The organism is Sphingopyxis sp. YR583 (assembly GCF_900108295.1).
Classification (GTDB): Bacteria; Pseudomonadota; Alphaproteobacteria; order Sphingomonadales; family Sphingomonadaceae; genus Sphingopyxis.
This window is the reverse complement of sequence record NZ_FNWK01000001.1, coordinates 1419810-1432986: the sequence shown is the minus strand read 5'-3', so window position 1 is coordinate 1432986 and position 13177 is coordinate 1419810. Positions and strand designations below refer to the sequence as shown.

At 60.5% G+C, this 13177-nt stretch carries 12 protein-coding genes and 1 pseudogene; 12 read left to right on the top strand and 1 reads right to left on the bottom strand.

Annotation, left to right across the window (positions count from 1 at the left end; genetic code table 11):
• Positions 1-2: 2 nt before the first annotated feature.
• The 12 genes from trbE to tnpB all read left to right on the top strand — a co-directional run bounded on the left by trbE (position 3) and on the right by tnpB (position 10866).
• Positions 3-2552: a conjugal transfer protein TrbE gene (gene trbE / locus BLW56_RS06590; RefSeq protein ID WP_093509787.1), complete on the top strand. Its 2550-nt coding sequence runs from the start codon at positions 3-5 to the stop codon at positions 2550-2552.
• Positions 2549-3292 carry a P-type conjugative transfer protein TrbJ gene (gene trbJ, locus BLW56_RS06585; protein WP_093509786.1) on the top strand — a complete coding sequence of 248 codons (744 nt, stop codon included), beginning with the start codon at positions 2549-2551 and terminating at the stop codon, positions 3290-3292. Before trbE ends, trbJ begins: the two co-directional genes overlap by 4 nt.
• A complete protein-coding gene (gene trbK-alt, locus BLW56_RS06580) occupies positions 3285-3650 on the top strand; it encodes a putative entry exclusion protein TrbK-alt (RefSeq protein ID WP_177175861.1) in 366 nt (121 codons plus the stop codon). The genes trbJ and trbK-alt overlap by 8 nt, the downstream gene beginning before the upstream one ends.
• Before the next feature lie 3 nt (positions 3651-3653).
• Complete coding sequence (gene trbL, locus BLW56_RS06575) at positions 3654-5033, top strand: P-type conjugative transfer protein TrbL (RefSeq protein ID WP_093509784.1); 1380 nt, start codon at positions 3654-3656, stop codon at positions 5031-5033.
• On the top strand, positions 5030-5725 hold the full coding sequence (trbF, locus tag BLW56_RS06570; protein ID WP_093509783.1) for a conjugal transfer protein TrbF: 696 nt from the start codon (positions 5030-5032) through the stop codon (positions 5723-5725). The genes trbL and trbF overlap by 4 nt, the downstream gene beginning before the upstream one ends.
• Complete coding sequence (gene trbG / locus BLW56_RS06565; protein ID WP_093509782.1) at positions 5722-6561, top strand: P-type conjugative transfer protein TrbG; 840 nt, start codon at positions 5722-5724, stop codon at positions 6559-6561. The genes trbF and trbG overlap by 4 nt, the downstream gene beginning before the upstream one ends.
• Positions 6558-7658 carry a TrbI/VirB10 family protein gene (locus BLW56_RS06560; protein WP_093509781.1) on the top strand — a complete coding sequence of 367 codons (1101 nt, stop codon included), beginning with the start codon at positions 6558-6560 and terminating at the stop codon, positions 7656-7658. Before trbG ends, BLW56_RS06560 begins: the two co-directional genes overlap by 4 nt.
• Before the next feature lie 414 nt (positions 7659-8072).
• Positions 8073-8833, top strand: a protein-coding gene (locus tag BLW56_RS06555) for an IS5 family transposase (protein ID WP_093509780.1) whose coding sequence is annotated in 2 segments (ribosomal slippage) — positions 8073-8397 and positions 8397-8833 — 762 coding nt in all. Because the reading frame shifts where the segments join, the coding sequence is not laid out codon by codon here.
• Between the two features lie 90 nt (positions 8834-8923).
• On the top strand, positions 8924-9280 hold the full coding sequence (locus tag BLW56_RS20360) for a hypothetical protein (protein WP_143043399.1): 357 nt from the start codon (positions 8924-8926) through the stop codon (positions 9278-9280).
• A gap of 221 nt (positions 9281-9501) precedes the next feature.
• Positions 9502-9762, top strand: coding sequence for a transposase (locus BLW56_RS06550; RefSeq protein WP_177175860.1), 261 nt, complete (start codon positions 9502-9504; stop codon positions 9760-9762).
• A complete protein-coding gene (locus BLW56_RS20605; RefSeq protein ID WP_177175859.1) occupies positions 9734-9892 on the top strand; it encodes a hypothetical protein in 159 nt (52 codons plus the stop codon). Before BLW56_RS06550 ends, BLW56_RS20605 begins: the two co-directional genes overlap by 29 nt.
• On the top strand, positions 9889-10866 hold the full coding sequence (gene tnpB, locus BLW56_RS20730) for an IS66 family insertion sequence element accessory protein TnpB (protein WP_218140495.1): 978 nt from the start codon (positions 9889-9891) through the stop codon (positions 10864-10866). Before BLW56_RS20605 ends, tnpB begins: the two co-directional genes overlap by 4 nt.
• A gap of 253 nt (positions 10867-11119) precedes the next feature.
• On the opposite strand, the pseudogene BLW56_RS21050 reads toward tnpB, so the two are convergent.
• A pseudogene (locus tag BLW56_RS21050) lies at positions 11120-11764 on the bottom strand (insulinase family protein); the annotation flags it as partial.
• Between the last annotated feature and the right edge of the window lie 1413 nt (positions 11765-13177).

Here is a 13177-nt window from a genome sequence, read left to right as displayed (position 1 = left end):
TCATGATGTTCCTTCGCGAGCATGCCAGGGCGCGCACGCGCCTATCGGATTTCCTGCCCTGGGCCGCGATGATCGCGCCCGGCATCATCCTCAACAAGGACGGCAGCTTCCAGCGCACGCTGGGATTCCGCGGCCCCGATCTCGATTCCGCGACGCAGAGCGAACTGATCGCAACCTCGGCGCGGCTCAACGCAGCGCTGAAACGGCTCGGAAGCGGCTGGGCGATCCATGTCGAAGCGCAGCGTAAAGCCTCACCCGACTATCCTGCCTCCGAGGGTTTCCCCGATCCGGTCTCGGGGCTCGTCGACGAGGAACGGCGGGCACAGTTCGAAGACTGGGCCGTCGTCGCGACCTATGGCGCCGACCGCCGTACGATCGAAGCCCATCAACCCAATTTCACGAGCGCCTATTATCTGACGCTGCAATGGCTGCCGCCGGCGGACGACAGCGCCCGAGCCGCTTCGCTCCTGTTCGAGGGCGGAGAGAAGACACAGGCGAACGCCGCCGACCATGTGCAGGATTTCACGCGCGAGACCGCGCGGCTGTTCGACATGATCGAAGGCGTGATGCCCGAGTGCCGCTGGCTCGGCCCCGAAGAGACGCTCACCTACCTCCACTCGACCATATCGACCAAGGGCCAACGGATCGCGCTGCCCGAGACGCCGATGCATCTCGACGCGCTGCTCGCCGACGAACTTCTCGTCGGCGGGCTGGCACCGCAGCTCGGGCAGCAGCACCTTCGCTGCCTCACCATCACCGGTTTTCCGGCGTCGACTATCCCCGGCATGCTCGACGAGCTCAACCGGCTGGGGTTCGGCTATCGCTGGACGACACGCGCGATCCTGATGGACAAGATCGCGGCGCAGAAGACGCTGACCAAGATCAGGCGTCTCTGGTTCTCGAAGCGCAAGAGCCTCGGCGCGATCCTCAAGGAGGTACTAACCAACGAGGCGAGCATACTCGTCGACAGCGACGCGACGAACAAGTCGGCCGAAGCCGATGCGGCGCTTCAGGATCTCGGCGCCGATGTCGCCGGCTATTGCTATGTCACGACGACGATCACCATCTTCGGCGACACTGCGCGCGACGCCGATGCGAAGATCCAATCCATCGAGAAGATCGTGCGCGGCCGCGACTTCGCCTGCGTCCCCGAGACGCTAAACGCGCTCGAAGCCTGGCTCGGCTCGCATCCCGGCAATGCCTATGCCAATGTCCGCCAGCCGCCGGTCTCGACGATTAACCTCGCCCACATCATGCCGGTGTCGGCGGTCTGGGCCGGACAGGAGCGCGACGACCACATGAACGGCCCCGCGCTGTTTCATGCGCGGACGCAGGGCGCGACCCCGTTCCGCTTTTCGCTCCATGTCGGCGATGTCGGGCACAGCCTCGTCGTCGGCCCGACCGGGGCGGGCAAGTCGGTGCTGCTCGCCTTCATCGCGCTCCAGTTCCGCCGCTACCCGAACGCGCAGATTTTCGCCTTCGATCATGGCAGCTCGATCCGCGCCGCGACGCTCGGCATGGGCGGCGAGTGGCATGATCTTGGCGGGACGATCGCGCCGACCGAAGGCCGTGCGGCCACCCAGACAACCCTCCAGCCGCTCGCGGCAATCGACAAGCCCGACGAACGCGCCTGGGCAGCCGACTGGATCGCGGCAATCCTCGCACGCGAAGGCCAGTCGATCACGCCGGAGATCAAGGATCATCTCTGGAGCGCGCTCGGCAGCCTCGCCTGCGCGCCGAAGGATCAGCGCACGCTCACCGGGCTTGCGGTGCTCGTCCAGAGCGCGGCGCTGAAGCAGGCGCTGCTCCCCTATACGATCGCCGGACCCTATGGCCGCCTGCTCGACGCCGACAGCGAAGCCTTCGGCAGCAGCGATGTACAGGCGTTCGAGACCGAAGGCCTCGTTGGCACCCCGCCCGCGCCGGCGGTGCTCGCCTATCTCTTCCACCGCATCGGACGCCGCCTCGACGGACGCCCGACGCTGATCCTGATCGACGAGGGCTGGCTCGCGCTCGATGACGAGATGTTCGGCCGCCAGCTCAAGGAATGGCTGAAGACGCTCCGCAAGAAGAATGCGAGCGTGGTGTTCGCGACGCAGAGCCTCGCCGACATCGAGGGCAGCGCGATCGCGCCCGCGATCATCGAAAGCTGCCCGACGCGGCTGTTCCTTGCCAACGAGCGCGCGCTCGAACCGCAGATCGGCGGCATCTACCGGCGCTTCGGGCTGAACGACCGTCAGATCGAGATCATCGCCGGCGCGACACCCAAGCGCGACTATTATTGCCAGTCCGCGCTCGGCAACCGCCTGTTCGACCTCGGGCTCGGCCCATTCGCGCTCGCCTTCACCGCGGCCTCGTCGCGCAGCGACATGAACGCGATCGGCACGCTGATCGAAACGCATAGCGCGGAGAAATTCGCCGAAGCCTGGCTCCGCCATCGCGGCCTCGCGTGGGCGGCCGACATCGTCGCCCACGAATTGGCCGCGACCACACCGAGCGAGCCCGCCCCCATCACCGAACCCGACCTCTTTAACGAAGGAGAAGAGCAATGACGCCTGCCCCCTCTATACGCCGATTCCTCGTCGGCGCCGCCGCGCTCGCGCTCCTCGCGGCGCAGCCCGTGCAGGCGCAGCTCACCGTTCACGACCCGACCAACTATTCGCAGAACCTGCTTCAGGCAGCGCGCGCGCTCACCCAGATCAACAACCAGATCAGCTCGCTCCAGAATGAGGCCGCGAGCCTGATAAACGATGCGCGCAACCTCACCTCGCTTCCGACCAGCAGCCTTCGCGAGATCCAGCAGTCGATGGATCGCACCCGCCAGCTCATCGGCGAGGCGCGGCAGATCGCCTATGAAGTGCGCGACATCGACCGCGTGTTCGACCAGCGCTACCCGCAAGGCTCGCTCGCGGGCACGACCAACGGTCGCCTCGTCGCGAACGCCGAGACCCGCTGGCAGGACGCGGTCGCGGGATTTCAGGACGCGCTGAAGACGCAGGCGACGATCGTCACCAACCTTGGCGACACCCGCGCGCAGATCGACACGCTCGTCGGCGCGAGCCAGGATGCGGTCGGCGCCTTGCAGGCAGCACAGGCAGGCAATCAGCTCGTCGCGCTCCAGACGCGCCAGATTGCTGACCTCACTGCGCTGGTCGCGGCGCAGGGCCGCGCCGACGCAATCGCCGCAGCCCGCGCCGCCGCCGACGAAGCGACCGCCCGCGAACGCAGCCGGCGCTTCCGGGGTGAGCGGACGCCCTATGTCGCCCCCAATGTGTCGATCTTCCGTGACTGACGCGCTCGATAGAAAAGCGGCGGCCCCAAAGGCCGTCGCCGGCGACCGCCGCCCGAAGCAAAGTCGCATCCCCTCCGGAACCGGCGCGCTCGCGATCGCTATCGCGGCAGCCCTGCTCGTGACCGGCGGACTGATCGCATTGCGCGATCCGGTGCCGCCGACGCACTATGCTGTGACCGAACAGACCCCACCGGCAAAACCGCGCCGCGATCCGCTCGCCGCCGATCTCGCGCACTGCCGCACCGCGACCTCCGACGAGGATGGCGTCTGCCAGGCGGTATGGGACGCGCATCGCAAGCGCTTCCTCGGATCGCGCCGCGCCGCACCCGATCAGCCTCACACCGCAGCGGAGCGCTGAGCCATGCAGAGCCCCGGCGTCATCGACCGCTTTCTCGACATCTTCGCGCGCTATATCGACAGCGGCTTCGGGCTGATCGCCGGCGACGTCGGGTTCCTCGCCACCTCGCTCATCGTCATCGACGTAACGCTCGCCTTCCTGTTCTGGACATGGGGCGAAGGCGATGATGTGCTCGCGCGCCTCGTTAAGAAGACCCTGCAGGTCGGCTTCTTCGCCTTCCTCCTTACCAACTGGAATGCGCTCGCGCAGATTATCTACCTGAGCTTCTCGGGGCTCGGCCTGAGAGCCACCGGCGCGGGCAGCCCCGACGATCTGCTCCATCCCGGCAGAATCGCGCAGGTCGGGCTCGACGCCGGGCGCCCGCTGCTCGATCAGGCCTCGGAGCTTGCGGGACCGGTCGGCCTCTTCACCAACTTCGCCGAGATCGCAGTCCTTCTCCTCGCCTGGGCGATCGTGCTCCTCGCCTTCTTCATCATCGCGATCCAGATTTTCGTGACGCTGATCGAGTTCAAGCTCGTCACGCTTGCGGGGTTCGTGCTCGTGCCCTTCGGGCTGTTCGGCCGCACCGCCTTCCTCGCCGAGCGCGTCCTCGGCAATGTGATGGCGACCGGCGTGAAGGTTCTCGTCCTCGCAATCATCATCGGGATCGGCTCGACGATCTTTGACGAGTTCGTTCAGGAGTTCGGCGGCGTTCCGCCCACGCTCGAACAGGTCGGCAGCCTCGCGCTCGCCAGTCTCACCCTCCTCGGTCTCTCGATCTTCGGTCCCGGCATCGCCGCCGGTCTGATCTCGGGCGGTCCGCAGCTTGGCGCGGGCGCCGCGGTCGGAACCGGGCTCGTCGCCACCGGCGTCGGCGCGGTCGTCGGCGCCGGGGCTGCGGGCGCCGCGAGCCTCGCGAGCAGCGGCGCCAAGCGGGCGTCCGGCTCCACTCCTTCCCGGTCCACTCCCTCTCCCCATGTCAGGGGTGGATCCCCGTCGTCGCCATCGGCTCCCCCGGCGACGACGGGCGGCGCGCCTGCGGCCCCTCTCCCGAGCGGCGCGTCGGGGTCCGGGGGCGGCAGCGCGAATGCGCCCGCCGCCCCGGCCCCCGCATCATCCGCTTCCGCGCAACCGGCATCGGGACAGACTTCGTCCGCCGAGTCCGCATCAAACAACAGAGCCGAAGCCTCAGAAGGCGCCCCCGAACCGCTGACGCCGACGGCACCCACCGACATCGCGCCGGCGAGCGCGAACATGCCGGCGCCCGAAGGCGCGCCAGCCTGGGCGACGCGGCTGCGCCGTCAGCAGATGATGACGCAGGGCGCCACGCTTGCCGCTCACAGCCTTCGCGCCGCCGACCATGGCGGCGGTAGCGCCCATATCAGTCTGGAGGATCGTTCATGAACCCGTTCCGCCGTCCCTCGTCGCGCTACGGCCGCGAGCCTGTTCCCGAAACACCGTATCAGCGCGCGGGCCAAGCGTGGGACGACCGCATCGGCTCGGCGCGCGCGCAGGCGCATAGCTGGCGGTTGATGGCGTTCGGCGCGACACTCATCCTGTCGCTCGCCGTCGCCGACAATCTTCGCCTGCGTTATGGTGCCAAGATTGTCCCCTATGTGGTCGAGGTCGACCGGCTCGGCGCCGCGCGCGCTGTCACGCGGGCCGAGGCCCAATATCGCCCGACTGATCCGCAGATCGCGTGGCATCTGGCGCGGTTCATCGAGAATGTCCGGGCTCGGCCCGCCGATCCGATCGTGCTCCGCGACAATCTCGCCAGCGCCTATGATTTTACGACCGAGCGCGGCACCGCGGTGCTCAACGACTATGCCCGGGGGAAAGACCCGTTCGCCGATCTCGACGATACGCAGATATCGGTCGATGTCCGTCAAGTGGTGCGCGCCTCATCCGACAGCTTCCGCATCGCGTGGGACGAGCGCCGCTATGTCCGCGGCCAGCTTGCCCATACCGCGCACTGGTCGGCAATCCTGACCTTTGTCGTCCGCACCCCCGCCGATGCCAAGACGCTCAGCCGCAATCCACTCGGCCTCTACGTCCACGCGATCAACTGGTCCCAAGATCTTGGAGAAGAAGAATGAGACATATCGCTCTCGCCCTCGCCCTGCTGGCGTCCGCCGCCCCGATCGCCACCACGGCGCAGGAAAGCAGCCTCACAAGCATCAACAACGCCACCGACAAGGCGCGCATCAAGCCGCGCGACGCCGGATGGCAGGGCGCAACCCAGAATTTCCTCTATGCGTCGGGCGGCCTTTATCAAGTCACCACCGCCGTCGGCAAAGTCACCGACATCGCGCTGCAGGAAGGCGAACAGCTTTCCGACACCGGTGCGGTTGCCGCCGGCGATACGGCTCGCTGGGTGATCGGCGAAGCAACCAGCGGCGGCGGGCCGACGCGGCGAACGCATATCCTCGTGAAGCCCACCGATCCCGGCCTGGTTACCAATCTCGTCATCAACACAAACCGCCGGACCTATTATGTCGAACTGAGATCGACGCAATCCAGCTACATGGCGAGCGCGCGTTGGTCCTATCCGCAGGACGGCCTGATCGCCCTGCAAGCCAAGGCCGAACAAGCTGCTCAGGTCGCCGCAACGCAGGTTGCAACTGACATCGATCCGCAGAAGCTGAACTTCGATTACCGGATCAGCGGCCACCGCCCGCCGTGGCGGCCGAGCCAGTTATTCGACGATGGCCGCAAGACCTATATCCTCTTTCCTGCTGCCACCGCGCAGAGCGAACTGCCACCGCTGTTCCTGATCGGCGACGACGGCAAGGCCGAACTCGTAAACTACCGCGTCACCGACCGCATGATGATCGTCGACCGGCTGTTCACCCGCGCCGAACTCCGGATCGGAACGAAGAAGCAGCAGATCGTCCGTATCGATCGCGTGGCCGCTCAAAGGCCGAAGTCATGACGTCGCGTGCCGACGAGCAGCAAGACCCGCACGACCGCCCGCCGATCCACACGCGGGCCGCGCCGCCGCGTCCGAAGCGGCTCTCCCGAAGGGCACTTGCAATTCTTTGCGGAGCCGGCGCGCTCGCCATCGCCGCCGCGCTGGCTTGGAGCCTCGGCCAAAGCCGCAGTCGCGACACCCAAGAAAATGTCGCGGTCAGCGCCCCACGCGACGCCGAGGCACTCAGCGACGCTCCGAAAGACTATGGCGATCTTGCCGAACGCGCAGCAAAGGATATGCTGCCGCCCGGCCCTGTCGAGCCAGAACCCGGCACAGAGCCACTCGCCGTTCCACGAGCACCGGCGCACGATCCCGCCGATGCGGAGAAGGAACGGCAGCGCCAGGCTCAGGAAAGCGCAAGGGGAAGCAAGCTGTTCACGGGCTCGGGCAACGCGACATCAACGCCTCCCATCGAAGAAGAGGCCACGACAGGTCCGTCGCCACTTTCCGTAGCTTCCCCGCCAAGCTCCGCCGGGCCCGGTACCAGCAAAGCCATTGCCGCGCCTGCCGGACCCAATGCCCTGCTTGCCGGCTCGACGATCGCCGCCGCGCTCGTAACCGGACTTTCCTCCGATCTTCCCGGTCAGGTCATCGCGCAGGTGACCGAGGATGTGTTCGACAGCGTGTCGGGACGAAACCGGCTTATACCTCAAGGCGCCCGTCTGATCGGCACTTATGACGCCCGCGTCCGGTTTGGACAGGACCGCGCGATGATCGTGTGGAACCGGCTCATTTATCCCGACGGCCGATCAATCGCGCTCGACGACATGATCGCAACCGACGGCACCGGCGCGGCTGGCGTAGCCGACCGCGTCGATAATCATTGGGGGCGGATGACAAAAGCCGGCCTGATTGCGACCCTGCTCGGTGTTGGGACCGAGGCGGCGAACGGCGGCGACAATGATGCCATCGCGGACGCCATTCGCGACAGCTCCGGTCAGACAATCGGCAGGGCTGGCGATCGCATCGTCGAACGGGAGTTGGAGATACGCCAGACAATCAGTATTAGGCCGGGCGCACGAGTCCACGTTTTAGTGGACCGAAATTTGGCCTTCTAGGCCGGCACTGCCACTGCCGAGGTCATGGTATCGGAGGGTGCCCTTTCTACCTGACAAACGTCCGATCGTTCCACGCGGACATCGCGGGATGCAGAAGGGTTACCGCGAGTCTCTACCATGACAAAAAACATTTCATCGAGAGGGACATCAACCTAGACGCAACCACATTTGCAGGCTTCACCAGCACTTTCGAAACTCTAATTCAGAAAATTAATCGCAATGAGATACAAACATCTGTAATAATGAAATGCTGCAAATATAATACATCTTATTATGGAATATTATGAAAACTAATTTATATATCTACAGCAAATTCCTTTCTATAATACTGATCATTATCGACTTTAAGTAGGGTCAGGACCCATTGATTTGGGGTTTTGATTATGATTCAGGCTGCCGGGAAGGAGCCTGAATTTGAGCGATTTATTTTGGCTGACGGACGAGCAAATGGCGCGTCTTCAGCCCTATTTTCCGAAGAGCCATGGCCGCAAGCGTGTCGATGACCGGCGGGTTTTGAGCGGCATTATCTTCGTCAACCGCAATGGGCTGAGGTGGCGCGATGCGCCGAGGGATTATGGCCCGGCGAAGACGCTCTACAATCGCTGGAAACGGTGGAGCGACAAGGGCATCTTCATCCGCATGATGGAAGGACTGGCCACGCCTCAGGCTCCGGATCGCAAGACGATCATGATCGACGCGACCTATCTTAAAGCGCACCGCACGGCGTCGAGCCTGCGGGTAAAAAAGGGGGTCCAGGACGCCTGATCGGCCGGACGAAAGGCGGTATGAACACCAAGCTTCATGCCGTGACCGATGCGAATGGTCGTCCGATCAGCTTCTTCCTGACCGCCGGACAGGTCAGCGACTACACGGGCGCGGCCGCTTTGCTCGACAGCCTGCCCAAGGCGCAATGGATGCTCGCCGACCGGGGCTATGATGCCGACTGGTTCCGCGACGCCCTGCAGGAAAAGGGGATCACGCCCTGCATCCCGGGTCAGAAAATACGGAACAAAACCGTCAAGTATGACAAGCGTCGCTACAAACGCCGCAACCGCATCGAGATCATGTTCGGCCGCCTGAAGGACTGGAGACGCGTCGCGACGCGCTACGATCGGTGCCCGAAGGCCTTCTTCTCCGCCGTGGCACTCGCCGCTACCGTCATCTTCTGGCTCTGATCAATGAGTCCTGACCCTACGGATTGCACGCGTTCATTCGTCAATAAGAGTAGCCGTCCAATTCCCGGGCGGGTGAACGGAAGGATTACCATGTCAGTTTATCGCGATAAGCTCCTCCTCGCAGTAGCAACGTTAGGCATCTCATCCGCCGCATACTCGGCAGCCCCAAGCGAGGGGGTGAATACGAACCCTCCAATGGCCTCATTGGAAAGCAGTTCCAAAAGGCTCAAAATCACGATCGACGGCGCACTTATCTCCACAGCATGGCATCTTTCCGACGTTCCAATAGACGAGGCCGATCTTAGCCAAAAGCAGCTGCCCGAAGGAAAATATCTGTGCCTAATTTCTGACAAAGGGAAAATTTGTGGACTAATTAAAAAACAAACGACTTGGACATTTGTTATTGTGAATAATGGAAATTATTACAACGGATCAATACTATTTTGATGAACAAAACATTTCTTCTCCTCCTTGGCTGACGTACGGGTGAAACGTCGGTCGTCAGTCGTATTCTGCAATAGCTAGGCTCGAGCAGATCGTCGATGACCGGCGCACATCCAAGCGCACATCAATGTAAGCTGTAATTCCTCCCCACATTTTCGAAGTTTGTGAGATCGCTATGGTGCGCGCCGATTGTTGCGGGAGCGTAATTAGCGATGCATGGTGTAATGACATTCGAAAGTTCGTTCGAAATTAGCGGCGCTGACCGCCCGCGAGTGATGGAGGTGATCCCGGCGAGTTACGAGCGGCGGCAGTGGACGCCGGAGGCGAAGGATCGGATTATCGCCGAGAGCATGGCGACGCGGGCGAATGTCGCAGACATCGCGCGCAGGAACGATATGCTGCCGCAGCAGCTCTATGCCTGGCGCCGCGAAGCGCGCGAGCGGATGGAAGCGGAGGATGGCCCCGCGTTCGTGCCGGGTGGTTGAGGAGCCGAAGCTGTCTGGGTCGAACGCGGAGATCCGGATCAACGTGCGGGGCATGAAGATCCGGGTGCCCGACGGGGTGACGGCCGATCATATCGAGCGGGTGCTGCTAGCGGTGCAGGTCGCGTCATGATCATCCCGCCGGGACCGCTGAAGGTCTCAATCGCAGTGAAACCCGTCGACTTCCGGAAGGGCATGGTCGGGCTTGCATCGCTCGTCCAGCATGAGCTACATCGCGATCCGTTCAGCAGGATCATGTTCGTGCTCCGGCGCAAAAGGGCCGATCGGATCAAGCTGTTACTGTGGGATGGAACGGGCTTGGTGTTGGTGACGAAGCGGCTCGAGACAGGCTCGTTCCGCTGGCCGCGCTTCGGCGACGGGGTGATGAGCCTGACCGCGGGACGGGCCTCGGCGCTGATCGAAGGGCTCGACTGGGCTAGTTACATCACCGGAGGTGGGGAGGAATTATCGCTTACGCTTCAACGCGCCGATGATCTGAAGCACCGCATTGATATCGACCATGCTATCGACGCGCATGCGCACCCCGCTGGGAAAGTCGATAACGAGCTTGCTCGCATGAACAGGCTCGGCGGGCTCCGGCACCACCTCGACACGGGCGAATGCCGGAGTTGCGACTTCGTCAAGCTCGCCGTCCGACATCTGCCGGCGCCAGGCCGAAAGCTGCGAAGGAGCAACCTCGAACGCGGCCGCGACCTGGACACCGAGGCGCCCGGCTCCATCGTCAGCGCCACTGCCGCGCGCTTCTCCGAAACCGACCAGCGGCGGCGACATCGTTCCTGTTCCATCGTCATGACGCCGAACCAGCAGGATCACACGCCCTGCACAAGGCGCCTACGAGCAACGCATACGAAAAACCGCCTCTACCGCAAAATCATAAATCATAACGACCGCGGCCTTCCCCGGATGCTTACAATGGACCGACACGAAGGCGGCCGAACTTACGTTCGAAACGAGCGACATCGCCCGCGCGGCCTGATCGAAATTACGTTCGAAACTAGTTACAACGAAATTAGGCGCCGGCTTCCTCGCGGAAACCGGCGCCGATGCGTTCATCGCGGGAAGGAATTACCGGTTACACATCAATAGGCTGCGGTGGTAGGATCGACCGAGAAAATTGCTCCACAAAGGACGCCCCATCACAGGAGCTGGACGGGCGACAAAGGCATCACCAACCTAAATGTTCGCCGACCTAACCACACCTAACGCTCCAGATCATTTTCGCCTCCTCAGAGGCTCAGGTCGGGTTGGGAGACACAAGGCAAGTGCCTGAAGCCCCACCCACTCCCATCGCACCCTCATGCCTGCCCCCGTATTAGATCTACAAGCAGGTCACCGACCTCTATAACGAAGGATCGGCAAGTGATTTCACAACCCGACTCACAGATGAAGAGTTTACATTTTCGATCGCTACATTGCGATCAGGAATATATATATCATCCCTACTTTCCTTTATTTTCTTCTTTAAGAGGCCCAATATTGAAGGAGAATCAAATCCATACCCCCCAGCCTCACGAATCCTCTTAATTTCCCTATCAAACTCCTGCTGAGAAACACCATCTATCCTAAATTTGTTAAATTCATCAACCAAGGAATGTTGAGCTAGTGCCAATTTTTCATTTTTAACTGTAAAATTGGAAGTGAGAACAGCGCACCCCTTATCCGATATAATAGGCCTAGTATCAACAGAATATACCAAGCCGTCAGCTTCTCTCAATCTTCCAAATAGCCGACGATCAATCACGCCAGCTACTACGTCGATCGAAAAGGCCTCAGCCAACGATCGCGGCGCGGCTCTAGGAATCGTCGAGCGGAAATACACGACGGATGAATCGGTCTTACGCTGGATCACCCACTCGTGCCCCCCCTCGCACTTTGCGATCGGCGCATCGTTGCGATGCGAAACGCGTTGTCGCGTACCCTCTACTGACGAGAATTGCCCAGAAATGAGCTGTGCGAGCTCCTCAGTTTCAAAGTCCCCAACCGCAATAACGTCCACATCTCGCAGTCCACCCAGAATCTCGGCGTAAGCTTTTGACGTCCTTCCATCGTCAAACTTCATTTTCCCAGCTCCAACTAAGTGAGCGAGTCCTAGGCCGGCACGCAACGACGAATGCGGAATAATGGCATGCATCTCGGAAGAATGCGGACCGGTAACCGAAATAGATACCATAATCCTTCGCTCGCTAATCAAATCTTTCAAACTTGATGCCGATAAAATGTCAAAATACCCGTCCCCAAGGGACTCATTAAGATTCTCCAAATTCCAGTTTTCTTCAAGATCAGCTGTCCCCCTAGGAATAACCGCGTTGATCATCACAATCTGATCTCCGAACAACATAGACTTTTCTCGAGCAGATATAATGCGCAGTCCGTGCGGTTTCGTTATAATTGACGTAGACGCTCCGACTTTAATCCGACCTGCCTGAGCGGGACTTGCCGCTAATTTTCCAACGGTCTCGAGATCCGCCAGGATTTTGGTCGTATTTTCAGGGATGATGGCAGATCTTGGCACAGCTATATCTAGCCACCCATCATACATAGCAAAAATTTGTTCTTTAGTAATATAGTTACCATCCTCTTTCAGAGGCTTGGCTATTACGACCGTAGGTCGAGAAATAGATTCGGATATGCCCGCTAGGTAAGCGTTAATGCCAGTCGACGAAATATCGTTCAAATGCTTTAGACGCTTAGTATGCAGCGAATTTGGCTCATCCAACCAAGATCCCAATGCAAAATGATCAGAAATATTTCTCGTAACATCTTCATTAGATATAGATTGAGATGTCCAAGTATATCGTAATTTCGATTTCGCGTTTTCGACCTCATCCTCCGAAAATCCGAATTTCAAAATTGATCGGTAAATTAGGAAATTTTCTTTCATCGAGCTCATCATGCCGTCAAAAGAATCTGAAGAAGAAATAACGCTGAACGCAGATATCTGAGAAGGCGTTAGAAATTGAGGTAAGTATGTGATACTATTCCCACCTTTTCTATCTACGCTTAAGCTTTTCATCCGATCTGCGATCATACTCGAAATAATCATATCTCTTATATCAGACGACCTGCTATTTTCTTCCAAACGAGGTTCAAATTGACCTTCGAAAGGGAAGACGATTTCGCCCTCATAATTTCCAGAAACGCTCGGAAATTCGACAAATTGCCGCGGAGCAGGAAGAGGCAATCGATACTCGCCGAACCTATTTTTGGCGCACTTTTCGTTTCCAAGATCAGGAATGTCCGAAAAACGTTTCTCAATTTCACGAGAAATACCGCCCAAATCTTCGACACCTATTACAATAATTGACTGACACGCAGGCCTGTACCATCGAGAAATGAACTCTGAAACCGATTTTCCGTTAGCGAGGGAAAAAGAACGCTCGTTGAGTGCATAATAATC